The organism is Paenibacillus sp. An7, from assembly GCF_009870785.1.
Lineage (GTDB): Bacteria > Bacillota > Bacilli > Paenibacillales > Paenibacillaceae > Paenibacillus.
Map to the genome: position 1 here is coordinate 155444 of NZ_WTWX01000002.1, position 24413 is coordinate 179856.

Here is a 24413-nt window from a genome sequence, read left to right on the forward strand (position 1 = left end):
CCCGAGAGGCTTAAGGAAGCGCTAGCGACCGGGTCCGACGGACTTAGCCTCAAAGGATTGTGAGTTGAATTCACTTCTCGCCTAACGCATCTAATGAACCAAGGGCCGAACGGCCCGCAGCGTAGATACTATGTTATGTGAAGTTCATGTCTTCTCTGTATTATCATTCAAATAATTTCTCTAATTTTTTTCTTTCACTATTCTCTTTATCATCTCTCCATAAAAAATTTTTGAAAGTGTCTTTATCAAACCATAAACACAGATTTATGTAATTCATATCTTTTTTTGTATAGTCATTAACAGTTCGAATTTTTAAATAATTCCCGTTATCTAACATAGCGTGTCCAGTAAGACTAATAAATAAGTCATGATACTCCTTCAGTGAATCAAGGTTTACAATAGCTAAAACATTGGGCACTTCATTGTTAGAATTAATACTTTCAAATTGTTTTGCAGCATTATGGAACTGTCTTGTGATTGCATTGTAAGTAGAATCATTCTTACATCCCTCAAAATCATCATTATCAATTGTCTTTTCTTCACAATAGAAAACTAATTTGTTATCCCTATAAACTTTAAAGTCGGGAGTTTTAGTAGTGGTTGTTTCTTGAATTTTACTCACCAAAAATCCTCTACTTTCTAGAAATTGCTTTACAATAGATTCTCCGTATTCAGCCATTAATTTCACTCCTATCTTTACATGAATTTCATATAACGTTCCTGTATTCACGACCTAGCGTATGCCGGACCGAGGACGAATGTCCATAGCATGAATATTATGTTATGTGTTGCTTCTGTCTTCCTGCATTACTCTCGAAGGTTTTCTCACCGCCGGGCGCGCTTCGATTCCGGATCTGCTCCGTTGATCAGATATTCAACCATCTCAGCTTTTAAATTACTCTTAAATCTGCCCTTCAGAAGTTACGTTTAACGTTCCCACAGTTTCCGATGTTCCTTTCTTTTAACTACTTAGCGGATAAAGTGGCACAGAGCTTGCTTCACAAGGACTGTGCCATTAAAAGGAGTGAAGAAAAATGATGTGTTAGACGATGCACAGGAAACTATGCAAAATAATTCTTTTTAGCCCACTTTTCAACTATTTGGTCTAAAAATTCTCGATGTTTATAGCTTTGAGAAACATACCATGCATTTCTTTCATCTTTAGGTAAACAGCTTATCGCTGCAATAAAAGCTCGTCTCTCCCAAGGTGGCATTGTCATAGTATTTTTTAACTTATTTTCTCTGAAATAATCAATAATTCCAGACCTTCCAAAACATAATAGCAATTCTCTCGATGTCATTTCATCCGAATACTTTTTCTTCAGCTCATTAAATTTTCCAATATTATTCCACTCCTGATTTTTAGTAAACAAATGTAATAGCCATGCTCTGTTATATTGAAGTTCAGTAATGAAACTGTCATTAAATAATTCTAATACCTTTGCTCCAATATGATGCTTTTGCGCTTCACTGAATGAACGTACTCTTGAAAGGTAGTTTATAAATGAATGTATCACTGGAAATATTTTAACGATACTACTTTCTTCAAGGAAAATATCTGCCACTTCTGTATTATCGAATCTAGCTAAATTGTCTATGAGAAATTTAATTAAACCTAAATCAACAACATCCTTCTCAATTTCTTCACTTAGTAATTCAATAATATTTAACTGCTCTAGTTCTTCTCTATCGTCATCATCTAAATCGTAAATATCAATATCTTCATATGTATTAAGACTAATACCAATTTTTTCGCACAGATTGTAGAATTCATCTAAGACTCTATCATTTTCCTGTTCTTCAAACACTCGAAGATAATTTGTTTTGAAATCATCTATTCTAAGTATTTTTGTCTTTGATTCATTTAGTTTCAAATTTCGGAGGTCATAGTATTTTTGAGCTAAAAACGAAAGATTTCTATATGCCTCTGTTTCAGATTCACAAAATATTCTTATATCATCAACATAACGAACAAACATGATATTGTTTGCAATTAATATTTTATCTACTTCATGCATGATGAGTTCTGCTATGGGACGGTAAATTGTGGTCCTATAGGTAAGCCTTTATGTGTTTGGCTAATATGCATGCCTTTAATTAATCTAATTAAAGCGTTCGCATGTTCCATTTGTCCAGAAACCGCTGTTGCTTCTCTTAGACATGTTTCTATGTTATGAAGATATATACTTGGGAAAAAATCAGCTATATCACTAACTACCACATGTGAATACTCACCAGTTTGACATATAGCATATACTTTATCATTAAAACTTTTCCAATCATAATTTGCATCGTAAAGTGTTCCATCTTCCTCAGCTTTCATTCTGTACGAAAAAACAATCTCTTCTGAGATAGGAATGCGTGCGTTTTCTATTACCTCATAAATTTCATACAAAACCGCATTATATATTATTGAATCAATTGGATCTAACTGAGTTGAAATTCTAAATCCAACTTGACTTTTAGGCGTGATTTCAGATCTATATGTTTGCAAACCAAAACTAGATACGTCTATATTTTTTATATGTTTTATAACCTCATCCTTATTTTCATTTATTGCATCAAACTCAAATGGCATTGGAAACACATAAGTGTCATTGTATTTATTTATGTGATTTAAAGCCCACTCAATCGACTTTTCCTTCAATTTAAGCATTTACACTACCTCCTGTTGATTGTATTTCGTCTAACACTTCTGTATTCACGACCGTGTCGAACAAATGCCAGACCGAGGGCGTATGCCCGATGCGTGAGTATTTTATTATAGGATGGGAACATCTTCTTTGAATTACTTACAAATCAGCCTTAAGGGTCGATCTTTGTTTTTCGTAGCCTTCATATTCTGGTCTATACTTCAAATGTAAGAATGCTTCAATTAAGTTCAAAACGAATATCCCTAACGTAGCATCCACCAAGAAATCTATTCTTCTTGTATTGGTTTTAATCCACTCTTTAATAGTCATTTCATTAAAATTTAATTCTACAAGTTTTGGATCATTTAATAATGACTTGGCTAAATTACTTTGAGAATTTTTAGGATCGTAGTGTTGACTATTATATCTTGCATTACTATTAGGTCCTGCTTTGCCTATCTTTAAAAATCTATCTTGATAAATGAATGAGTACACACCCATCCTGCCGACAGGCAACGCTGAAGATTTATGAGGAAGTCCTCGATCCAATATCACGATCTGGCTCTCATTAATTTCTGTTCCTGTTGATCTTATGATTTGAAGTAATTGCTTTTTTAAATCACCTAAAGAGAGTTCTCCCAGTATTGTTTCAGACATTTTTGTTTACGTTCCTTTCCTATAACGTTCCTGTATTCACGACTCAGCGAATGCTGAGTGTCCGGCGACTGCCGGGCCAAGGTATGTCCGCCGCGTGAATATTATGTTATAAGATGTCCCACCTTCTTTGAGTGGCTATACATTCTCGTTGTTTACTACTTTATATTCATACTGTACCAGTTGACCTTCTCTACCTCTGTACTCTTCTTTTCCTTCTATTCCTATTTCTTTATAACCTAGCTTTTCCAGCATTCTTCTAGAGGCTACATTATACTCATTTGTTTCTGCGAAATATAAGTTTATTCCAAACTCCTTTAATCCATATTCCATCATTCTTCTACTTGCTTCAAAACCTATACCTTTCCCCCAATAGTGGCTTGCACCTATTGCAATTCCTAATTCTGCTGTCTGATCTTTTATGTAAGCTAGGTCCGTATAGCCAATGAGTTCATCCTTATATTCAATTCCTTTTCGTACGAAACCGTCCAAGGGCTTATTCACACAAGCCACCCACCATCGATATACTTCGTTTTTATCCCTGTTCTGTTCCCACCCATTTGATGAGCAGAACAGTTCATCTGTACTCCATGATAAAACCCTCTCATAATCATCAATTTCGATTTTTCTAAGATTTATTAAAGTCTCTATTTTGCTCTTCCTTCCTACTTGGTTTAATCGCTTGATGTTGTGGGATTTCTTAAAACGTTTTTGTATCTACGAACTCTTACTACCTTAAAAGAGCAACAGCGACTGGCCGCGATGCGATTAGGTAATGCAGAGTTGTATGCTGAATCCACTTCCCCGAAAATTCTCCGGCAGACCAAGGAGCGAATGCGACGCAGCGTAGATACTATGTTATATGACGAACCCCTCATCTTGAATTACTAGCGGGACCTTAAACCGATTTCAACGTTTCAATATAAAAAAGGAATGGAATTTTATATATAATCATCCAAATCAAACTCATGAATTGGGTCAATGCATTTCAATATTGATACGATTGCATTGTTATACCCAGACATTCTTTCGATATCTCTTTCTTCTGTAAATGCTCTGTTTTCAAATTGTACTCCAAGCTTTCTTATTTTCTTTATGTACTTGTCTACAAATTCGATTTCATTCATTTCTTTTATATCTTCCAACATCTCATTGTAGGCTAGTAATTCACCTTCATAATCATTCTCAAAGTCGGCTCTATTGAATATTGTATTTGTGTTTGTAAAATGTATTTTTCTCCGAACAACATCTTCCAAAGTAAATTGGTTAAGTTTCTTATCGACCATAAATTCAGCCACCTTCTCAAAATATCTAACTGGTTACTCCAAGAGTTTGAATTAAATTATATACTTTTAGCTTATTATTGATATCAGACAATAAATTTAAATATTTTGAAATTCTTCGCATTTAAAGCACTTAGGGTATGTCTTATAACTTCCTTATCTCTGTACGTCGTAAACATCTTCGTTTAACCTATATCTCTGAACTGCGTGTATCATCACATTCATCATGTATTCACGAACCTCAATATCTATTAAATTATAACTCATATTCAATATATTGTAATTGATTATTCTCTAAAATCCTCCTTCATTCGATCCAGCGGACTTTGGATCTTCTTTAGATTCTTCCTGCTTACATGCCTATATCTTTCTGTTGTGGAGGAATGGGTATGTCCAAGTAATTCTTGAATGTACCTAAGATCCGTACCTCCCTCTAGTAAATGTGTAGCGAAGGAGTGTCTTAGAACATGAATGCCAACTTCCTTACGTATCCCAGATTCTACTAAAGCCTGTGCAAACACTTTCTGCAGGGATCTCTCTGTAAGGTGCCTCCCTTCGATCTGTCCGGGAAACAACCAGTTTCCTGGACTCTCATTCTTTACATAGTTCTGTACAAGTTCCCATGCAGCAGATGAGAGAAGTGTATATCTGTCTTTCTTTCCTTTGCCTTGCCTAATTAGAATCGTTCCTCTGTCTATATCAAAATCAGCCAGTCTTAACCTCACCACCTCGCTTACCCGTAGTCCTGAAGCGTACGCTAAATATAACATCGTCCGATGCTTCAAGTTAGGTAAAGCTTTAAGAATCCGAAGAACTTCTTGCTCAGATAATACATAAGGAAGCTTCTTCTCCGATTTTGGTCTTAGATAACGTGCACTCTCGGGTGACTGATGTAAGACAAATTTCATCAAAAATCGTATAGAGCTAATTGCTTGGTTTACATAAGCATGTGAATGTCCCTGCTCTAGTAAGAAGACTGTATATGCTTCTACATCGGTTCGTTTTATTCTAAAATATCTTCTCCTAGTCATCGATTATCTTTGTATTCCAAGCGTAAAGCAGAAATAAGAACTACTCAGGACTTAACTACCGACTGTTTACACTTTGTACCAACTCTCGTTTTTGGTATACTGAACTCTATTATCTTTAAACTAAACCAACTACGACATATCGAAAGAGGTAGAACCTATGGAAAAAGCTACTTTTGCAGGAGGATGCTTCTGGTGTATGGTCACTCCCTTCGAGGAGCTGCCCGGCATTCATGGCATTGTATCAGGATATATGGGAGGATCGGTAACGAATCCGACCTATGTAGAAGTGAAAAAAGGAACCACCGGACACTACGAGGTTGTACAGATCACGTTTGACCCAGATGTTTTTCCTTATGAAAAACTACTCGAACTCTACTGGCCGCAGATCGATCCAACTGATCCAGACGGTCAATTTCACGACCGGGGCAGTCAGTACAGAACCGCCATTTTCTATCATAACGAGCGGCAACAGGAACTTGCCATCCAATCAAAAAAGGAAGTAGCAGACAGCGGCCGATTTGATAAGCCGATTGTAACGGAGATTTTGCCTGCGGAGACGTTCTATCCTGCCGAGGATTATCATCAGGACTATCATAAGAAGAATCAGAAGCACTATAAGGAAGACCGCGAGAAATCAGGTCGGGACGAATATATCTCAGAGCATTGGGAGAATTAAGATTCTTAGTAAAATTCTCATATTAAGAAATGGTTAGAGTACATTAGTAAATATATAATGCAGAAGAGCCTTTTTCACACTCCATTCGGAGGGAACTGCTTCCTATTTTTGAGACAGAAAGCAGCCCGAGAAATAAGGCTCTTTTGTTATGAGTACTTCCTCTTTAGTTGTGAGTACTTTCTCTTTTGTTATGAATACACCATCTCTTGTTATGCATTCCCCTCTTGTAAGACATGTCCTCACAACCCGAATAAATATGATTAATATGAAAAGGCGACAAATCCTTTGTTTATAAATGAGATTAAATGGTTAATAATCCATCTGATGTATGATATCTCTGGTTCATTACAAGGATAAGAAGTTTGATGAAACGATACTATATACGAGTAAGGAGTGAGTCGTATGCCTTTTCCTAATCACTATTTAACTCCGAATGACGAAGAGGTAGCCAAGAGAAAAGCAGAAGAAAAAGAACAGGAAATTTCCAAGCATTACTCGGTAGGAAGCAATCTGCTAATGTCATTCATGGTTGCTGCCATTGTTCTCGCCGTGATCGTGGGGATCTACTACTGGCGTATGCATTAACGACAGATACCTGCTTCTAGTCGCTTTTAGTCGCTTTTAGTCGCTTTTAGTCGCTTTCAAATTGATTCCTTCTAATCGGTGATCGAATCTCTCCCTGCCTAATCAGTGAACTCCCACATTCCCTCTAAAAAGCCAGGCAGATGTCTTACTCTCCCTATCTCTCTCTATCTATCTATCTCTCTCTATGTATCCGTTCTATTCTCGTATTCTCCCATACTCTCACAGCTCATTCTAATCCGATGTGCCAGTTGGTACATTTCTGCGATATCATATCTACCTACCTATCTCCTCAAACCTACGTACGGCCTCGTCAATATCTACGAGTTCTACTACAGAGACCTGTTCCCCATCTTCTGGATTCAGAGGTTTGCTTACTAAATTCACCTCTCCATAACCGAGCAGTCTTACAAAATGCGGATGCGGAATATGTGCGCGATAAGGGGACTCCAACGTTGATGTACACTGAAAATGACCAAATGGATGGTAGCTGATGAGTTCTGCTCCAATCTCCTCCATTAGTTCTCTTCGCAGTCCGTCCATGTCCGCCTCTTTCGGCTCGAGTGTTCCGCCAATCAGCTCCCACCTGCCATCTTCCAGCTGCATGACTACATACTGATCTCCCACAACGGGAATGATGCTGATGTTACTGATTAGGTGTTCATTTTGAACTCCATCCAGACAAAATCTCGCCGTAATGGTTCCCCAACATATTAAGCCTGATAGTGTGGCAAGCTGCTGTAACTGATCTTGGTACTGTGATTGATTATGTGTGTGCATCCTTTATAGCCCCCTAAGTCCTATGATCTTGCCTCTATATTATATGTCATTATCTAACTCCACCTTCTGCTGTCAAAGTTGCCCTTACGTACACATACCGTTATCCTAAATATCAGCCCCATTTTTCATTAGGGGAAATTTCTCAAATATACGAATTTGATTATAATAGATAAACACTACACTCCCATAGGAGAAGAATAATGAACTTAAAATATATGCTTGATGAAACAGAGTGGCAAACGCTCATTCAAAGGATTCGGGAAAGTTTCAATGATATTACGATAAAACGTGGATTTGAACAGTATAAACAAGAGCTTGCCCATCTTATGAAAATATCCAATCCCGAACATATAGAAGGCTTTGTCGAAGGCAAGGACGAGGAGCGGTACCAAGTTACGCTCAATCTAGATACTTTATCCGAGAGTCACTGTACCTGTTCCGTTCCATCCTATTGTAAACATATGGTTGCCGTACTTCTTGCTTACGTGAATCAATATGGACGATCTGTTCATGCGATTGTAAACAGCCATTCAGCAGAGACACTTACCCAGCAAAATAGATCTACTCATCTTACGAGTCCTGCTAAAACATCTAACCAACAACCTGCAAATGCAGGACCAACTACAGAACAAAATGCAGTACTAGATATAAAAGAACTAGATGTAGAACTAAGTGTAGAACCACAGAATAGGGACAGCAAAAGAAACACCGCTAAACAGTTACAATTGCAGGAACTAGCAGGTAAGTTATCTTCCATGCCCATCCAAGATTGGCATGCTTTTTTCAAGCTGTGCACCTCCTCCGTAGGATCTGACAGCCCGAACGTTCAATATGCACAGGAAGCTCTAGCTTCCATCCATAACCAGCAACCTGAGCTTTCGCCTGTCTTGGACCAGCTGTATAAGCTCCATGCGCAAGTGTTTGTGCTTGATAAACTGGTAAGACCCCTGCAGAATTCAAAAATGCATCGAAATGTATTCATGGGCTTTCACACACAGGTTGCCGCGGATGATGTACAAAAAGAAATAACACGGATATTGACTGAGCCGTTTAGGATCGGGGACGAACCGGAGCATTGGTCTCGTGTGTCAGAAACTTCTGACTACTTACGGAGCCGTATGCTGGTGGAATCAAATAACCTCCGTTATTTTTCCGCGACTTATGATCTGCTCTGGTTGCACTGGATTCATCCTAACCTGAAGGACCAGTCAATGTACGAAGAGGAACTAGAACAGTTAAGATTGGCGGAAAATGAGCTTAAAACCTCGCTTGCCAAGCTGCCCTGGTTGTTAGCTCAAAGCCAAATCCACTTCTTTTTAGATCAGGATGAACCTGCTTTGGACATGCTTCGGCAAGCTAATGACAAAGGAGTTATTCCTCCTGAGCGTTTCTTTCTCTTTGTGCAGATTCTATCTGAAAAAGAGCAGTGGTCACGGCTGCAAGATTGGCTCCTCGCTGTCGGTCCGATGATGCTGAGCAGACCTCGGGAACAGCATATTAAGGCGTATGTGAACCTGTGGGAGCAGGTTATTCAGCATTCCTCTAGTTCCGATTCTGAGCAGCATTTGTGGAACAGCCTGATCAGCATGCTTCCTTATTCAAGGAGGATATATGAAGAAACCTTGCTCGCTCATAGCAAATGGCAGCAGTGGATGGATTTTCAGTTAAGCAGCGGTACAGAGCCTCTAGATTTCCGTGTCACCGTCCTAAAACCGATAGAGAAAAATGTACCCGAACTGCTATTGCCCTTCTATCATCAGGCGGTTGAAAGATATATTCTGCTTAAAAATAGAGATAGCTATAAAGCAGCCGTGAAACTATTAAAACGATTGTCCAAGCTGTATCTAAAAATGAAACAAGAAACACGCTGGGAAGAGTTCATCACTACTTTTGCTAACCGTCATAGTCGTCTGCGTGCACTGCAAGAGGAGCTTCGAAAGGGGAAACTGATACCATGAGTCAATACACAGAAACGATCACCGTCCATATCAGTCTCAGCACCTATGGAGATGCTCTGATTTACGGTTTGACCGCAGCAAACAGATACGTATCCGGAATGGAATTAAAACATCGCCTATTTGCCTGGCACGAGGCATCTATGTATGGTACGGAGCTCGAAATCAAACAAATTGAAGAGGTAGAACTTATTATTCTCCCCGCAGAGTATGTTCTCCCCTTCTTAGCAGAGCGCAAGCTGCTGCAGCATATCGAATGGCTGTGGGATGAAGAAGCTGCGCAGTGGATTGAGTTTGCCTCCATTTTGAATGTATGTATTGAAGAAAGACGATATATTCCTAGCTTTACTGCCTTCCGGCAAGGAAAACTCGCCTGGACCTGGGACACAAAAACATTAACTACAGCAGCCACCGCTGCATTGAAGCAATTAAAAGACAATCATCCAAGCGATTATGCCGGATTAAACGCAGCTTTCTCGTCTGCCGTGTTTTATCGCTATTATGGAACCGAAGTTACTGCTTCCGATCTACGCACGGAGTATCCATTACTCTTCACCAAAGATCGTGCAGTGGCTGGTATAAATGAACAAGCCTGGCTCGTTTCGATTGGCTGGAGAGCAGATGCTGCTCCCTTCCGTCTCTTATTACAGTTACTCGAACCAGACGATGATGATCCGTCATGGCGACTTAAGCTTGTGTTACAAGATAAAATCGATCCCGTGATTCTTATTCCTGTGCGCCTTGCTGAAGATGGACATGTATCTGGCGGGTGGCCGGATTCTTGGTCAAGTCACATTATTGAACGCTCATCTGGATGGCTGGAACATTTACGTGCAAGTCTGCCTAAGGAGCAATGGGCCGAACATAGCGGAGATGTCCTTAGTAAACCGCTGTCCGATGAGGCCGCTTGGAAATTCCTAACGGTAGACAGCCGTCGTTTACTCGAAGCAGGCTGGCAGGTACTTCTTCCTGCTTGGTGGGAAGCAGCTAGTCGCAGACGTCCTAAGCTTCGGGCCAAGGTTCGAGCAGATGAAGGGGATAGCGAAAGACAAGCAGGCAAAGGGAAGTCATTTTTCGGACTAAATTCCATCATTCAATTTGATTGGCGTATTGCCATTGGAGACGCTCAGTTCACCGAAGCGGAGTTTGCCGAACTCGTGGCTCGCAATGAGCGATTAGTGCAGTTCCGAGGACAATGGATTCCGCTTGATCCCGCTCTCTTAGCACAGATTTCCCAAGCAATGGCAGGGGTAGACAGCTCGCAGGGGTTATCTTTTCAAGATATATTACATCTGCATCTACTTGAGAACAGCCAAGTTTCCTATAGGGGCCGTGCCAAGGAAAAAACAGATCAAGAGGATGATGAGGACAATGAGCACATTCAGATTGGTGTCGAGCTGAATGAACATCTGACAAGGCTTATTAATCAATTAGGGCGACAATCCGAGTGGCCGAAGCTCAGCGTTCCAAATAATCTTCAAGCAGAACTTCGAACGTATCAATATGATGGTTTTTCGTGGCTTGTCTTCTTGCGTAATTATGGTCTAGGAGCTTGCCTGGCAGATGACATGGGTCTTGGTAAAACGCTGCAGTTTATCACCTATTTATTACATTTAAAAGAAACCAACGCAGCTGCATATCCCGTGAATCCTTCCCTTTTGATATGTCCAACATCGGTACTCGGCAACTGGCAGAAGGAAACAAGCCGTTTCGCTCCGTCCCTTCGGGTCAAGCTCCATTATGGAAGTAATCGTGCAAGCGGGGATGATTTTCAAGCGCTTATCGGGCAAGCGGACGTCATTATCACCTCCTTTGCCACAGCAACGCTTGATCAAGAATTACTGAGTACAGTTACGTGGGAATCGCTCTGTTTAGACGAAGCTCAGAATATCAAAAATGCACAAACAAAACAGTCCACTGCTGTCCGCAGCTTCCAAGCGAAACATCGGATCGCGCTTACGGGAACGCCGATAGAAAATCGGCTCTCAGAGCTATGGTCTCTCTATGATTTTATAAACCCAGGTTATTTGGGAACTGCTCGAGCATTTAGTGCTCGGTTCATTCAGCCGATTGAGAAAGACCAAGATGAGCAAAAAACAATCCAACTGCAAAAGCTCGTCAAGCCGTTTATGCTCCGCCGGAAGAAGAAGGATCCTGCAATTCAGCTTGATCTACCGGATAAGAATGAGATGAAAACTTATATTAAACTGACTGCCGAGCAGAGCGCCCTCTATGACCAGGCCGTTAACGACTTAATGAACAAAATGAAAGAGCTGGAGGGGATCGAAAGAAAAGGGGCCATACTTTCAACCCTTACCCATTTGAAGCGGCTCTGCGATCATCCAGTATTGTTAACAAAAGAGTCTATCCCTGATATTCAGGACGATCCGGACAGTCCGTTTAACACGGACATGTTAATCAGCCGTTCGTCCAAACTTGAACGCTTACTTGAGATGGTCAGAGAGCTTCGTGAAGAAGGCGAACGTTGCCTTATTTTCACACAGTATATCGGTATGGGAGAGATTCTGAAGCAGACGCTTCAGCAGGAACTGCAAGAGCCTGTACTTTACCTAAATGGGAGTACTTCCAAAATGGCTCGTGACCGGATGATTGAACAGTTTCAATCCCAGTCCCTGCCGCCTGCGGAACAACCAAACGTATTTATTCTCTCTATTAAAGCGGGAGGCGTAGGACTTAACCTGACAGCAGCCAATCATGTTTTCCACTTTGACCGCTGGTGGAATCCAGCCGTAGAGAATCAAGCAACCGACCGTGCTTATCGTATGGGTCAGACTAAGGATGTACAGGTACACAAGTTTATCGCGCTAGGTACACTTGAAGAGCACATTGATGAGATGCTGGAGAGCAAACAGCAGCTAAGCGACAATGTCATATCCAGTACGGAGAGCTGGATTACCGAGCTGTCGACCGAGGCGCTTAAAGATCTGTTCACGTTACGGCGTGATATCACCGGTTAACTTCAGCCCTTGTTCAGCCCTTATAAAGCAGCTTCAAGTAGCTTTCAGTGTATACCAAGGTACACCCGCACCTAGTAGAGTCACCCTAACGATTTTAAACATCAAAGAAGAGGTCCCTGTTTAGAAATACAGGCGGCCTCTTCTTTGTTTGCTCTTGTTTGTTTGCTCTTCTTTGTTGCTCTTGTTTGTTTGCTCTTTCTTTGCTTTTACTTTTTAACGTTATGCTTGGAGAACGGACAACCTGTACCTCCTCAGGTGGGTTAGATCCAGCCCAATACGAGGTAATACGGCACCAGCTTCAAACAAGAAAACAAGGTCATTAGCACATGCGTAACAACAAAAAACCACTATCCTAATAATAAAGGCAGTGGTCTAGGGTCTGTACATCTTAGTAAGTATATTATCGCTCATTCAACTCTTTTACTTCATCGATACTCGGAAGATCATTTTGATAAAAATTCTGCTCAGCTGTTTCCCTTTGGGCGAGCAAGTTCTTTTGTTCTCGGGTATCTTTCTTACGATTTAATTTCCGCAGGATTATCTTTTGATTATCGTACATAAGTACAAGAAGGGTCATGATGAAAGCTAAGTCGATCAGTAATAGACCGCCAAAATTTACAAACAGAAATAAAACACCATTAATAATTATAAGTCCAATAAAAACTAGAAACCCTTTCAAAAATACACCTCTCTGACTGAATTGGCAGCAAATAAACAATTAAATGTTTTACTAAAAAATCCCTAACCATACAAACGACAACAACATTCTATGGTTAGGGATTTTTCACATTTAATCAATTTTTCCTTAATGGTATCAAAATTCAATATCGATATTAATATCTATTTCCTACATCGTTCATCTTCAAATTAACTTCGCTTCCGCTCCCAGCGGCAAGGTAAAATACACAGGTTTCTGATCTTCATTCTGCTGATAGATCGTCACGAGAAGCGTCTGCCCTTTTGCATCTTCTGGCGTTACGCCCTCAAGTACACGCTCCAAATGGAACGGCAGCACTTCCAGAACCGCATGTTTCTGAAGATCTCGTTCACTTAGTGACAGCTTAGCGAATTCAGGCGATACGTCTTCCGGATGCTCCGCGAGACGTTTGATATATGACGCCCAGTCGCTTTTCTCCATCGTGAAATCCCACCAGATTTTACGAGGCTTGTACTTGTGACCAAGGAAATAATCCAGCTTCATCAGGCCGAGGATCAGGTCCATTTGTTTCGTCCCCCGCTGCTCCAGGAATGAACGAAGACGGGTAAATAGATCCTCAAGCTGATGACCGATTTTCTGCCATCCTTGTCCTTCCCAGTAGTCGCCGAAGGCTTGGAAGAAATCGAACGGAGACGGGAATTCCTGCTCCATCAGATATTTCAGCGTATGGTCCATACGGTGTGCATTCCAGTACTTCTCAAGTACATCCTCAAGACGTTTCAGTCTCACAATATCGCTAAAAGGAAGCACATCACTGCCCAAAATTTCATAGGGTGCTTGATCCATGTACGTGTAATTGTACTTGTCTGCGTCAAGACGAAGACCCGTTCCGCGCAGCATTTTGAGGAAACCAAGCTGAAGTTCTTCTGGTCCCAGTGCAAATACATCGTTAAACGTTTTACGGAATGTATCATAATCTTCGAGCGGCAGACCGGCAATGAGATCCAAATGCTGATCAATTTTGCCGCTAGCTTTAATCTTGCTTACCGTCCGGCTAAGCTTCGTAAAGTTCTGACGGCGCTTTACAAGTTCATTCGTCGGGTCATTCGTGGACTGAACCCCAATCTCAAAACGAAACACCCCAGGAGGTGCATGCTCCGCCAGATAATCCAGCACTTCTGGACGCATGATATCTGCTGTAATTTCGAACTGGAACACGCAGCCCCCGTGATTTTGAATTAGGAACTCGAACATCTCTAGTGCATAATCCCGCTTAATATTAAACGTCCGATCCACGAATTTGATGAGTTTCGCACCATTTTCGATCAGATATAGAATATCTGCTTTCGTTCGTTCAATATCGAAGTACCTTACTCCAACTTCAATACTCGATAGACAGAACTGACAGTTAAACGGACATCCACGGCTTGTCTCAAAATAAACCACTCGTTTCCCGAGATCCGGAATATCTTCAGGAAAACGATACGGAGAAGGCAGTTCGTTCAGGTCGGCTTTCGGCCGGCCTGGCATCACAATCACCTCTTCCCCTTTACGGTAGGCGAGTCCATATACAAAGTGGTATTTCTGCTTCCCTTCAATCTCCTGCAAAAGCTGATGGAATGTCTCTTCTCCTTCACCAACCACGATGAAATCAACGTTTGGAAGACGATTCATCCAGTGCTCCACATCATAGGATACCTCAGGTCCGCCAAGGATGATTTTCACCTCAGGCATGACCCTTTTTAGAATATTAATCACTTTAATCGTTTCTTCAATGTTCCAGATATAACAAGAGAATCCAATCACATCGGCTCCGCGCTGATACAGATCTGACACGATGTTCATCACCGGGTCTTTGATCGTATATTCCGCAAGCTCAATATCAAAATCTTTTTCGCTATAAGCCTTCAGGCAGCGTATCGCAAGAGAGGTATGAATATACTTCGCATTTAGCGTCGACAAAATCACTTTCATATGCCCACAACCTTTACCGTAGTGGAACTGCCTATTGCAGTGCCCTGTATTTAATTCTGCATTTAACACCTAATCTGCTGCTATTAGAATTCAAAAGGGTCATAAGCTGCTTCTACTTCACTACTTCCTTGGTTCAAGAAGAAATCGAGAAAAGGTTGTCCATATTTCCGGTACTTCACTTCTCCGACCCCTTTAATCTTCAGCATGTCACGTTCGCTCTGCGGACATACCACACTCATCTCTCGAAGCGTTGCATCATTAAAAATAATATAAGAAGGTACATGCTCGCGTTCTGCCATTTCACGGCGAATCAGTCTCAGCTGTTCGAATATCGTCTCATTCACCGCAGATGGAGACATATCCCGTTTACTTGTTCTAGAAGATCGGCTGCTACGTGAAGAAGCCGCGCTTACTCTCGCCACTCGCTGCATCACTTCACGCTGTCCTTTCAGTACTTCAACCGCAAGCGGCTGAAGTCTCAGCACGGGGTACTGTCCTTCCGACAAAGCTAGATACCCTTCGGAGGCGAGAACGTTAATAATTTCGGAGATTTCTTTTTCCGAACGATTCGACATCACTCCATACGTAGGCAGACTGTCAAAACCATATTCCAGCACTTTTTTGTTTCTCGAACCTTTAAGTACCATCGACACAAGCGACACGCCAAAACGCTCTCTCATCCGGTGAATACAGGAGAAGATTTTCTGGGCATCAACGGTCATGTCGATAAGTTCCCGGTCATCTGTACAAGAACTGCAAATTCCGCAGCCTGTATCGTCATGAGCCTCTCCAAAATAGTCCAGCTGCGCACTGCGCAGACACTTTGTCGTATAACAATAATCAATCATCTGCTGAAGCTTACGATAATCGTTGCGCTTGCGCTCAGGATCTGCGTCCCCCTGCTCCAGCAGGAACTTCTGAGTCATGATATCTTGCGCGCTGAACAGCAGGATACACTGACTCGGTTCGCCGTCCCGACCTGCACGTCCTGCTTCCTGAACGTAGGCTTCCATATTTTTCGGCATATTATAATGGATAACATATCTCACGTTACTTTTATCGATACCCATCCCAAATGCATTCGTTGCCACAATCACTCTAAGATCATCGAACAAGAACGCTTCCTGGCTTGCGGCACGCTCTTCATCTGTCATCCCTGCGTGATAACGTCCGGCAGCCACTCCGGCCTCTTGCAAACGGCTGTACAGATCATCTACATCCTTACGTGTTGCAGCATAGATAATCCCCGCTTCGTCCGCATGTTCACGAGCATAATCCATTACATATTCTTTTTTGTTCTCCCCGCGCAGGACCTGCATCGCAAGATTATCTCGCCCAAGTCCTGTGACAAACGTCTCCGGATTACGTAAACGCAGCAGTCTTAGGATATCTTCCATTACTGCCGGAGTTGCAGTTGCGGTAAAAGCCGCTACAATCGGGCGCTCCGGCAAGTATTCCACAAAAGGAGCTACCGATAGATAACTCGTCCGAAAATCATGACCCCACTGTGATACACAATGAGCTTCATCTACCGCTACACAAGAAATCGGAAGCTCTGCCATCTCATCACGGAACCAGTCCAGTTCAAGCCGCTCCGGTGCAACATACAGCATCTTCAGTTCCCCGCTGCGAGCAGCTCTGATCCGGTCATTCACTTCACGTCCGCTCAGCGTACTATTGATATATGCAGCAGGAATGCCCATGGCAAGCAGTGCATCAACCTGATCCTTCATTAGTGAAATCAGCGGTGACACGACCAAAGTCAGACCCGGATACAGCAAAGCCGGAATCTGGTAACAGATCGATTTCCCGCCGCCTGTCGGCATAATGCCGAGTGTGTCGTTATGTTGAAGCAGGCTTTCTACAATCTTTTTCTGACCCTCCCGAAAATCAGGATATCCAAAATAAGTTTGCAGCATCTCCTGCGCTTCTGTCATTGTTTTTGTCTGAATACTCATCTTTCAAAAACTCCTCACCTTCTCCTGTATTTTCAGGAAAAGAAAACTTCATCTTATCCATTCGTATGACCATTCGTACTTTCATCCGTTCATTCTATTAAGTGTACCGAATAACACACGCTTACATCAAGGTGTTGAATAGAGAATAAACAGCAGATTTAACAAGATAAAGCACTGTACAAGCATAAATCTTGGAAGTTTCTAAGATTTCGTCCCCGTTTTACAAAAATAAATAATATTAATATTCCGCTGATTAAGATGAGGTTTTGTTTTTACATTCCAGTGTTATTCTTCAATTAATCAATACGTAATTACAATATTTTCCTAATGGATGAAGAGGAGGAAATATAACAATGCTACATAAGAAAACGAAAAAAATGATGCCCGCCATTCTTGGGATCACGCTTGCGGCTTCAACGCTTCTTTCTGCAGGCCAAGCACATGCTGTAGACAAGGTGAATGCGAACCGTTTAGAGACGAAGAAGATTAAGAACATTATTTTTCTCATTGGTGATGGAATGGGGACTCCTTACACGACAGCTTACCGCTATATGAAAGATAACCCTTCTACTCCCCTTATGGAGAAAACGGAGTTCGATCCATACCTCATTGGCGCACAAATGACGTATCCCGAAGATGAACACCAGAATGTAACGGACTCTGCATCCGCGGCAACGGCGATGTCAGCTGGAGTTAAAACGTATAACGCAGCCATTGCGGTAGATAACGATCATACCGAAGTAAAAACCGTGCTCGAGAGGGCCAAAGAAACCGGAAAAGCAACCGGCCTTGTCGCTACTTCCGAAATTACACATGCCACTCCTGCTGCCTTTGGTGCACATGATATCAGCCGTAAAAACATGGACGCAATCGCAGATGATTACTTCGATGAGCTTGTGAATGGAAAACATAAAGTAGATGTCTTACTGGGCGGCGGGAAATCCAATTTCATAAGAAAAGATCGTGATTTGACGAAGGAATTCCAACGTGCGGGATTTAGCTACGTTACGGATCGCAGTGCTTTACTGAAAGATAACAACAACCAAGTTCTTGGTTTGTTCGCAGATGGCGGTCTCGATAAAATGATCGACCGTACGAGTGAGACTCCTTCTCTCGCAGAAATGACAAATGCGGCGATTAGTCGCCTGAATACAAGCGAGAATGGATTTTTCCTCATGATCGAAGGCAGCCAGATTGACTGGGCAGGTCATGATAATGATATCGTGGGTTCGATGAGTGAGATGGAAGACTTCGCGAAGGCTTTCAGGGCCGCTATTGATTTTGCAAAAAAAGATGGTGAAACACTGGTCGTTGCTACAGCAGATCACTCTACCGGCGGACTTACGCTTGGAAAAGAAGGCGAATACAATTTCCTCGCAGCACCAATCAAAGCAGCGAAACGCACGCCTGATTTTATGGCAGCAGAGATCGCAGCAGGAAAGTCTGTGGAAGATACACTTAAGAAATACATTGATCTTGAACTGACTGCAGAAGAGATCAAATCTGTACAAGACGCAGCGAGAGAGAAAAAGGCAACCGATATTGATAACGCGATTGAAGCCATCTTTGATAACCGTTCTTTTACCGGCTGGACAACGGGCGGTCATACAGGTGATGATGTTCCTGTATACGCATATGGACCAGGCAAAGATCGGTTTGCGGGACTGATTGATAACATAGACAACGCGCGCATTATTTTTGATATCTTGAATAAGCACAAGTAATAGGATGGTAAAAATTTAGAAGTATCAAAATAAAATGTATCAGCATTAAAAAGACTGCAGATCGACTAGTGTAAGCTAGTTTGCCTGCAGTCTGGGTACTTCTTTTCGTTCACGTACGAACGATGAGGGAGTACCTTTTTATTTGAATTGTAATAAGAGATTTATCTAGTTGATTATGGATTCATTCGAATTTCGAACTGTTGTTTAATCCATCCATGCTGGCTCTTCATATTCTGGGAAGTTCTGATCAAGCAGCTTCTTGTATTCTGCAGATTGAACGACTTCTTTAAGTGTACGGGCAAAGGTAGCATTCTGATCTGCTGCACGTACAACGAGTCGATTGATCAGGTTCTCAGGAATATCCTCCGTATCGAGCTCATCTTTAACCGTAAATCCAGCTTCTGCTGCCATCGTAACAGGCATCAACACAAGTTCTGTACTCTCATCTGTTACTGCTTGTCCCAATTCATTTACTGGCATGGTTTTTAGCGTAATGTTCTTCGGATTCTCCGCTACCGCCGTATCGATCGACATGTCCGTGTAAGAAGCGCCGGTACGAATCCCAATCACACCTTCATCTTCAAGCATTAATAATGCGCGAGTCAGCAGAATCGGTTCTTCTGGAAGAAAGATCGTGCTGTTCTTCGCAATAGCATCCTCGTCAGCAACCGTTTTCGAATAAAGCGCAAGCGGCTCTGTCGGCACGGCAATAATGGATGTCACAGCATTCTCACTGTTATTGGTAAATGTATTTAGAAAAGCATCAATCGAACCTTTGGTTAGTTCGGTTAAAGATTCATCCGGATTACTGATCTCGACTACTTCCAATTTGGAGCCTTGTTTTTCAACGAGATCTTTCATCGTCTTCTCTACCATTTCCTTAGCGGAACCGGCAGGTACTCCGACTTTTATTACTTGAGGTTCATCTTGGTTTTTTAATCCTTCTCCGTTATTATCTACCGTTGTTGTACTGCATCCTGCGAGTAATACGCTGACTAACGTCATCCCTGCCATCCATTTAAACCACATTTTTTTCTTCTTCATGTTGTGTATTCTCCCTCTATTTGTCTTCATGTTATGTATTCTCCCTATATAGATGTGTTTCTATTCTATATACGAATAGCTTACCACGTTCGATCTAACGAATGCGAATTACTAACGGGCTGTGTTCGTGCATTTCTGCCTTCTACGTGGTATATTAACCAAGACAATCGGAATTAAACCGGATAATCTCTTTACCCAATCAGGAGGCCATAAGGCATGCGAAAAAAACAAGCTCCGCATCTTAGCACAGAGGATGGTTACAGTACTCGTCCCCAGGCGCCAAGTCATGCGAAATCACATAATAAATCGAAAGGGAGCACCTACTCTGCTCCTCGTCCAAATAGCAAAAAAGCAGGATCTTCCGTAGATTCACCTAAAGCTTATGTTGTAGAAGAAAGCGGTGAGCTGCTTGCTTACTTGCTTACTCATCTCTCTAAGAGTCGTAATGCGATCAAATCCATGCTGGCGAGAGGACAGATTCTCGTAAACGGGAAAGCAGTAACAGCATACAATTACGCACTTAAACCTGGAATGACCATTTCCATAATCAGCGAGAAAAAAGAAGAAGCTCCTCCCCTTCTGGGACTTGCCATTCTATACGAAGATGACGACATTATTGTCGTTCATAAAGACTCCGGACTACTGTCCGTTGCCTCCGATAAGGAGCAAGAAGTAACGGCTTATCGTCAGTTAATGACGCACGTACGTGTAGAACATCCAAGCAATCGTATTTTTATCGTTCATCGTCTGGACCGGGATACATCAGGCGTAATGCTGTTTGCGAAGCGTGAAGAGATTCAGAAGGCACTCCAAGATACTTGGCGTGATACCGTAGAGGAACGTACGTACATTGCCCTTGTTGAAGGAAAAGTAAAACAAAGCCAAGGTACCATCACATCCTACTTAAAAGAGAGTAAAACGCTCAAAATGTACTCTTCGCCTTACCCTAATAACGGCCAAAAAGCCATTACCCATTTCAAAACGCTGGAAGCAGAAAGTGAATACTCCTTACTGGAAGTGCAGCTCGAAACCGGACGCAAGAATCAGATTCGTGTTCATATGGAAGAATTGGGACATCCAGTGGCCGGAGATAAGAAATATGGTGCGCGCAGCCGCGGCATCGGCAGACTTGGACTTCATGCGAAAGTGCTAGCCTTCACTCATCCAGGAACAGGCGAACTGATGCGTTTTGAGAGTCCTGTACCAAAAGGGTTCCTAAGACCTTTCCAGAAGAATCAGCCAAAATAAAGTTAAAAACTCGGGCTTCGCTCCATGCGAAATCCGAGTTTTTATTTTTTCTAAGGACAAGGAATTTCATCTGTATATGAAGCCGCCTATCAACGTTGTTATATCATATTGTTATATCATATTTCTAATATCTGCTTCGGTATCTTTCTATTCTTATCAAAGCTGCTTCGCAAGCTTCTGAGCGGTTGCAAGCCTCTCCGCAATTACCGTTTCATTTGGAACTCGTTCCGTACCGTTATACCTTGAAGGAGTGAGATAGCCAATCTCGACCATAACTCCATTTTTGTAAAACATAATTTCATCCGCCGCCGTTGTCATTACACCGACGTCCCCCATCTCATTCTCTACATAAGAACTGTATGCATACGAGCTGTCTGTCGTCTGAATAAAGTGATAAAACGTTGTCCCTTCTTCGTCTGTACTCAAATCTACTCGGTTCAGCAAATAATCCTGATCTCCATCCTTATAAGGAGTGAGCGATTGAAAAGGATCTTCCTTCACTTCCATCATGTTAATCTTATAAAACAAATCTCCGTAACGGTCATAGTCATCTGCTTTTCCATAATAGTTCAGTTGAACCTGATAACTAGGGGATTCCTTACTGCCGTACTGTACAAGAAACGCTTCTTCTTTCTCCACCTCAAAAGGCATGTCCTTGCTGCTGAACTGAATTTGGCGTCCTGGGCGCAGTATCATATACTTCTCTAGCAGGAAATCTGGACTGACCGGTTTATAGAATATCGCATGTTCTGTATCACCCAGCTCATAGTGATGGAATCTCGTACTATGGTTGATTTTGTCTCTATGTATTTTTGACTTCGTCAGCCCAGGAATGGTTTCCTCACAACCACTTAGAAACAGACTCGAAGAGAGCAGGAGCATCAGAAGAAACAAGATCATTCTGTGACTCTGTGGAGTCCTTTTTATCATAGACTTCTTATACCGCATGTCTTACCTCGATTCGGATGATTTTTTTGTAAGTCCTATGAAAAATTCACTTTACTTTATAAACAATTCCATTCTCTCAATCCACTTTACCATATAAACCCATATTGGATAACTTCATATTAAATTGTGTTAAATCTCGTTTAATCGCGGCAAAATGCTTTAAGGTCAAGCCGATGTGGGTAAATACATAAAGGTACATACAGATACCAAGTCACCCTAGGGGCAGGAGGTACTCATATGACACTCACTCCAGAACAAAGAATCGAGCTGCACGGTTTCAACAATTTGACGAAATCACTCAGCTTTAATATGTATGATGTGTGTTATACCAAGACGAGAGAGGAACGCGAAGCCTATCTTGAATATATTGATGAACAATATAATGCGGATCGTTTAACTCAAATTTTAACGAATGTTGCTCATATTATTGGAGCCCATGTGCTGAATGTGGCCAAGCAGGACTATATTCCCCAAGGAGCCAGCGTAACACTGCTAGTATCGGAAGGACCTGTGGACGGTGCCGGTGAGGAATCTTTTGAGGAATCACCAGGGCCGCTTCCTGATTATGTGGTCATGCATCTGGATAAAAGCCATATCACTGTGCATACGTATCCGGAATTCCATCCTCATGAGGGGATCAGTACGTTCCGGGCCGATATTGATGTATCTACTTGCGGGGAGATTTCACCGCTGAAGGCACTGAACTATTTAATTCATTCTTTTGATACGGATATTATGACGATTGATTATCGGGTCCGCGGATTTACGCGGGATATTAACGGCAAAAAATTATTTATTGACCATAATATTAGTTCCATTCAGAACTATATTCCTGAGAGTGTACAGCAACAATTTGATATGATTGATATCAATGTATATCAGCATCATATTTTCCATACGAAATGTAAACTGAAAGAATTTGACCTGAACAACTACCTGTTCGGATATACAAAGGATACTCTCAGCGAGGAAGAACAGAAGGACATTTCAGAGCAGCTCAAACTTGAGATGGATGAGATTTATTACGGAATGAATATGGATGCAGGATCGATTGACGAAGATGCAGAAGAGGATTTTGTATATAAGCGGGCTCCAGAATCAAACTAACTTATCGACTATCATTAATCATCAAAAAAGGGATTACGTTTATATAAACGCGATCCCTTTCTTTACGTATTCCTCTATTTCTGGCGTAGAAACCTCACCGTAAATCGTGCTGCTTCCAGCACTTCACTCACAAAATCCTTGTTTTCCTTTTCCCATTCATTCGGATCATCCAGCGCAATCTCTTCAATAAACTCTTCCAGCAGATCAGACAGTTCCCTGCGGGAAGGTCCTTTCCCCTGACTTTTACCTCGCAGGCAGCTTACGGAAGATCGGATCATTTTACAACTGTCTTTGATGTAGCTGTATTCGTCCTTGTCCCATGCCTTCGGATTATCCATATCGAGAAAAACAATCCATTTCTCAAGTAAACTTGCTGCTTGATTTGTGTTCATGCTTGTCATTTTAGTTCTCCATTCATTTCTTAATCATCGGTACTTTAATGAATCTAGTATAACGATAACGGCTTAGACTTAAACTGACAAGCTTTATATGGAAGATATTTATATGAATACCCGCTATAATGTACATAGACGAATTTGATATTAAAGGAGTGTACCATCCCCCTTGGAAACAACGACTAATCCCAACTGGTTTCATGGCAGCAAGGTTCGCCTCGCAGCCGCAATCCAGCAAGACGCTCAGACCTTAGCCGCTTATACAGAAGATTACGATTATATGCGTAACCTAGATACCGATTATGCTGTTCCGCAAACCGTAGCCGAATCGGGTCCAAAAAGTGCAAAGATGGAGAACGGCGTAGAATTTATGCTGCGTACCATCGATGAAGATCGTCTGATCGGATTCGTGGCCCTTCACAGCATTGAATGGAATAACCAAGCTGCAAGACTTGCCATCGGCATCGGTAAAGCGAAAGATCGGGGAAAAGGTTACGGCAGCGATGCACTGCAGATTATTTTGCGCTATGCTTTCCACGAACTGAACTTAAACCGCGTTGGTCTTGATGTGATCTCTTATAACGAAGTAGCTTATCATGCATATAAAAAGGCAGGTTTTATAGAGGAAGGCAGAAAGCGTGCTGCCGTGCTTCGCGGAGGTAAAGCCTATGACCTTATTCTGATGAGTATACTGCGTGATGAATGGGAATCTAAGATACAAGCTTAAGCTTAACAACCACACAAAAAGACCTGGAATCTTTCCGCTGCAGGTAACCTTACACGGC

General features: G+C 41.8%; 22 protein-coding genes. 8 read left to right on the forward strand and 14 right to left on the reverse strand.

Annotated elements, in window-relative coordinates; all coding sequences use genetic code 11:
- Nucleotides 1–163: 163 nt before the first annotated feature.
- From GQY27_RS03745 to GQY27_RS03775, 7 genes are all read right to left on the reverse strand, one after another.
- The gene (locus tag GQY27_RS03745) at nucleotides 164–679 is read right to left on the reverse strand and encodes a hypothetical protein (protein WP_160032195.1); all 516 of its coding nucleotides are present in this window, start codon (nucleotides 677–679) and stop codon (nucleotides 164–166) included.
- A 382-nt stretch (nucleotides 680–1061) separates the two neighbouring features.
- Nucleotides 1062–2018 (reverse strand): hypothetical protein, encoded by a 957-nt coding sequence (locus GQY27_RS03750; RefSeq protein WP_160032196.1) that lies wholly within the window; start codon nucleotides 2016–2018, stop codon nucleotides 1062–1064.
- Between the two features lie 11 nt (nucleotides 2019–2029).
- Entirely contained in the window at nucleotides 2030–2656 is a 627-nt protein-coding gene (locus tag GQY27_RS03755) for an RNA-dependent RNA polymerase family protein (RefSeq protein WP_160032197.1), read from the reverse strand.
- A 136-nt stretch (nucleotides 2657–2792) separates the two neighbouring features.
- Nucleotides 2793–3290 (reverse strand): hypothetical protein, encoded by a 498-nt coding sequence (locus tag GQY27_RS03760; protein ID WP_160032198.1) that lies wholly within the window; start codon nucleotides 3288–3290, stop codon nucleotides 2793–2795.
- 135 nt (nucleotides 3291–3425) lie between these two features.
- Nucleotides 3426–4004 carry a GNAT family N-acetyltransferase gene (locus GQY27_RS03765; RefSeq protein ID WP_328802954.1) on the reverse strand — a complete coding sequence of 193 codons (579 nt, stop codon included), beginning with the start codon at nucleotides 4002–4004 and terminating at the stop codon, nucleotides 3426–3428.
- A 224-nt stretch (nucleotides 4005–4228) separates the two neighbouring features.
- Nucleotides 4229–4573: a hypothetical protein gene (locus tag GQY27_RS03770; RefSeq protein ID WP_160032199.1), complete on the reverse strand. Its 345-nt coding sequence runs from the start codon at nucleotides 4571–4573 to the stop codon at nucleotides 4229–4231.
- A 284-nt stretch (nucleotides 4574–4857) separates the two neighbouring features.
- The gene (locus tag GQY27_RS03775) at nucleotides 4858–5601 is read right to left on the reverse strand and encodes a tyrosine-type recombinase/integrase (RefSeq protein WP_160032200.1); all 744 of its coding nucleotides are present in this window, start codon (nucleotides 5599–5601) and stop codon (nucleotides 4858–4860) included.
- A gap of 157 nt (nucleotides 5602–5758) precedes the next feature.
- Here GQY27_RS03775 and msrA point away from each other — a divergent pair, with 157 nt between their 5' ends.
- Complete coding sequence (gene msrA, locus GQY27_RS03780; RefSeq protein ID WP_160032201.1) at nucleotides 5759–6277, forward strand: peptide-methionine (S)-S-oxide reductase MsrA; 519 nt, start codon at nucleotides 5759–5761, stop codon at nucleotides 6275–6277.
- A gap of 402 nt (nucleotides 6278–6679) precedes the next feature.
- Nucleotides 6680–6862: a hypothetical protein gene (locus GQY27_RS03785; protein WP_160032202.1), complete on the forward strand. Its 183-nt coding sequence runs from the start codon at nucleotides 6680–6682 to the stop codon at nucleotides 6860–6862.
- A gap of 273 nt (nucleotides 6863–7135) precedes the next feature.
- On the opposite strand, the gene GQY27_RS03790 is transcribed toward GQY27_RS03785, so the two are convergent.
- On the reverse strand, nucleotides 7136–7639 hold the full coding sequence (locus tag GQY27_RS03790) for an NUDIX hydrolase (RefSeq protein ID WP_236570475.1): 504 nt from the start codon (nucleotides 7637–7639) through the stop codon (nucleotides 7136–7138).
- Nucleotides 7640–7839: 200 nt separating this feature from the next.
- Here GQY27_RS03790 and GQY27_RS03795 point away from each other — a divergent pair, with 200 nt between their 5' ends.
- Entirely contained in the window at nucleotides 7840–9597 is a 1758-nt protein-coding gene (locus GQY27_RS03795) for an SWIM zinc finger family protein (protein WP_160032203.1), read from the forward strand.
- Nucleotides 9594–12572 (forward strand): DEAD/DEAH box helicase, encoded by a 2979-nt coding sequence (locus tag GQY27_RS03800; protein ID WP_160032204.1) that lies wholly within the window; start codon nucleotides 9594–9596, stop codon nucleotides 12570–12572. Before GQY27_RS03795 ends, GQY27_RS03800 begins: the two co-directional genes overlap by 4 nt.
- Nucleotides 12573–12972: 400 nt before the next feature.
- On the opposite strand, the gene GQY27_RS03805 is transcribed toward GQY27_RS03800, so the two are convergent.
- From GQY27_RS03805 to recQ, 3 genes are all read right to left on the reverse strand, one after another.
- The gene (locus GQY27_RS03805) at nucleotides 12973–13251 is read right to left on the reverse strand and encodes a hypothetical protein (protein ID WP_160032205.1); all 279 of its coding nucleotides are present in this window, start codon (nucleotides 13249–13251) and stop codon (nucleotides 12973–12975) included.
- Between the two features lie 183 nt (nucleotides 13252–13434).
- Nucleotides 13435–15204, reverse strand: a complete 1770-nt coding sequence (locus GQY27_RS03810) for a B12-binding domain-containing radical SAM protein (RefSeq protein ID WP_160032206.1) — start codon at nucleotides 15202–15204, stop codon at nucleotides 13435–13437.
- A gap of 83 nt (nucleotides 15205–15287) precedes the next feature.
- The gene (recQ, locus tag GQY27_RS03815; RefSeq protein ID WP_160032207.1) at nucleotides 15288–17162 is read right to left on the reverse strand and encodes a DNA helicase RecQ; all 1875 of its coding nucleotides are present in this window, start codon (nucleotides 17160–17162) and stop codon (nucleotides 15288–15290) included.
- 353 nt (nucleotides 17163–17515) lie between these two features.
- On the opposite strand from recQ, the gene GQY27_RS03820 reads away from it, so the two are divergent.
- Nucleotides 17516–18886: an alkaline phosphatase gene (locus GQY27_RS03820; RefSeq protein ID WP_160032208.1), complete on the forward strand. Its 1371-nt coding sequence runs from the start codon at nucleotides 17516–17518 to the stop codon at nucleotides 18884–18886.
- A 204-nt stretch (nucleotides 18887–19090) separates the two neighbouring features.
- Here GQY27_RS03820 and GQY27_RS03825 read toward each other — a convergent pair whose 3' ends face one another.
- Nucleotides 19091–19930 carry a MetQ/NlpA family ABC transporter substrate-binding protein gene (locus GQY27_RS03825; protein ID WP_160032209.1) on the reverse strand — a complete coding sequence of 280 codons (840 nt, stop codon included), beginning with the start codon at nucleotides 19928–19930 and terminating at the stop codon, nucleotides 19091–19093.
- A 216-nt stretch (nucleotides 19931–20146) separates the two neighbouring features.
- Here GQY27_RS03825 and GQY27_RS03830 point away from each other — a divergent pair, with 216 nt between their 5' ends.
- The gene (locus GQY27_RS03830) at nucleotides 20147–21178 is read left to right on the forward strand and encodes an RluA family pseudouridine synthase (protein ID WP_160032210.1); all 1032 of its coding nucleotides are present in this window, start codon (nucleotides 20147–20149) and stop codon (nucleotides 21176–21178) included.
- 156 nt (nucleotides 21179–21334) lie between these two features.
- On the opposite strand, the gene GQY27_RS03835 is transcribed toward GQY27_RS03830, so the two are convergent.
- Complete coding sequence (locus GQY27_RS03835) at nucleotides 21335–22078, reverse strand: hypothetical protein (RefSeq protein WP_160032211.1); 744 nt, start codon at nucleotides 22076–22078, stop codon at nucleotides 21335–21337.
- Between the two features lie 285 nt (nucleotides 22079–22363).
- Here GQY27_RS03835 and speD point away from each other — a divergent pair, with 285 nt between their 5' ends.
- Nucleotides 22364–23233, forward strand: a complete 870-nt coding sequence (speD, locus tag GQY27_RS03840; RefSeq protein WP_160032212.1) for an adenosylmethionine decarboxylase — start codon at nucleotides 22364–22366, stop codon at nucleotides 23231–23233.
- 74 nt (nucleotides 23234–23307) lie between these two features.
- On the opposite strand, the gene GQY27_RS03845 is transcribed toward speD, so the two are convergent.
- Entirely contained in the window at nucleotides 23308–23634 is a 327-nt protein-coding gene (locus tag GQY27_RS03845) for a hypothetical protein (protein WP_160032213.1), read from the reverse strand.
- A 163-nt stretch (nucleotides 23635–23797) separates the two neighbouring features.
- Between GQY27_RS03845 and GQY27_RS03850 the strand changes: the two genes are divergently transcribed.
- Nucleotides 23798–24355, forward strand: a complete 558-nt coding sequence (locus GQY27_RS03850; protein ID WP_160032214.1) for a GNAT family N-acetyltransferase — start codon at nucleotides 23798–23800, stop codon at nucleotides 24353–24355.
- Nucleotides 24356–24413 lie beyond the last annotated feature (58 nt).

What these genes read in the sequence shown, in the direction of transcription:
- GQY27_RS03745 (WP_160032195.1), bottom strand. Translation starts at nt 679, where the DNA reads ATGGCTGAATACGGAGAATCTATTGTAAAGCAATTTCTAGAAAGTAGA.
- GQY27_RS03750 (WP_160032196.1), bottom strand. Translation starts at nt 2,018, where the DNA reads ATGCATGAAGTAGATAAAATATTAATTGCAAACAATATCATGTTTGTT.
- GQY27_RS03755 (WP_160032197.1), bottom strand. Translation starts at nt 2,656, where the DNA reads ATGCTTAAATTGAAGGAAAAGTCGATTGAGTGGGCTTTAAATCACATA.
- GQY27_RS03760 (WP_160032198.1), bottom strand. Translation starts at nt 3,290, where the DNA reads ATGTCTGAAACAATACTGGGAGAACTCTCTTTAGGTGATTTAAAAAAG.
- GQY27_RS03770 (WP_160032199.1), bottom strand. Translation starts at nt 4,573, where the DNA reads ATGGTCGATAAGAAACTTAACCAATTTACTTTGGAAGATGTTGTTCGG.
- GQY27_RS03775 (WP_160032200.1), bottom strand. Translation starts at nt 5,601, where the DNA reads ATGACTAGGAGAAGATATTTTAGAATAAAACGAACCGATGTAGAAGCA.
- msrA (WP_160032201.1), top strand. Translation starts at nt 5,759, where the DNA reads ATGGAAAAAGCTACTTTTGCAGGAGGATGCTTCTGGTGTATGGTCACT.
- GQY27_RS03785 (WP_160032202.1), top strand. Translation starts at nt 6,680, where the DNA reads ATGCCTTTTCCTAATCACTATTTAACTCCGAATGACGAAGAGGTAGCC.
- GQY27_RS03790 (WP_236570475.1), bottom strand. Translation starts at nt 7,639, where the DNA reads ATGCACACACATAATCAATCACAGTACCAAGATCAGTTACAGCAGCTT.
- GQY27_RS03795 (WP_160032203.1), top strand. Translation starts at nt 7,840, where the DNA reads ATGAACTTAAAATATATGCTTGATGAAACAGAGTGGCAAACGCTCATT.
- GQY27_RS03800 (WP_160032204.1), top strand. Translation starts at nt 9,594, where the DNA reads ATGAGTCAATACACAGAAACGATCACCGTCCATATCAGTCTCAGCACC.
- GQY27_RS03810 (WP_160032206.1), bottom strand. Translation starts at nt 15,204, where the DNA reads ATGAAAGTGATTTTGTCGACGCTAAATGCGAAGTATATTCATACCTCT.
- recQ (WP_160032207.1), bottom strand. Translation starts at nt 17,162, where the DNA reads ATGAGTATTCAGACAAAAACAATGACAGAAGCGCAGGAGATGCTGCAA.
- GQY27_RS03820 (WP_160032208.1), top strand. Translation starts at nt 17,516, where the DNA reads ATGCTACATAAGAAAACGAAAAAAATGATGCCCGCCATTCTTGGGATC.
- GQY27_RS03825 (WP_160032209.1), bottom strand. Translation starts at nt 19,930, where the DNA reads ATGAAGAAGAAAAAAATGTGGTTTAAATGGATGGCAGGGATGACGTTA.
- GQY27_RS03830 (WP_160032210.1), top strand. Translation starts at nt 20,147, where the DNA reads ATGCGAAAAAAACAAGCTCCGCATCTTAGCACAGAGGATGGTTACAGT.
- GQY27_RS03835 (WP_160032211.1), bottom strand. Translation starts at nt 22,078, where the DNA reads ATGATCTTGTTTCTTCTGATGCTCCTGCTCTCTTCGAGTCTGTTTCTA.
- speD (WP_160032212.1), top strand. Translation starts at nt 22,364, where the DNA reads ATGACACTCACTCCAGAACAAAGAATCGAGCTGCACGGTTTCAACAAT.
- GQY27_RS03845 (WP_160032213.1), bottom strand. Translation starts at nt 23,634, where the DNA reads ATGACAAGCATGAACACAAATCAAGCAGCAAGTTTACTTGAGAAATGG.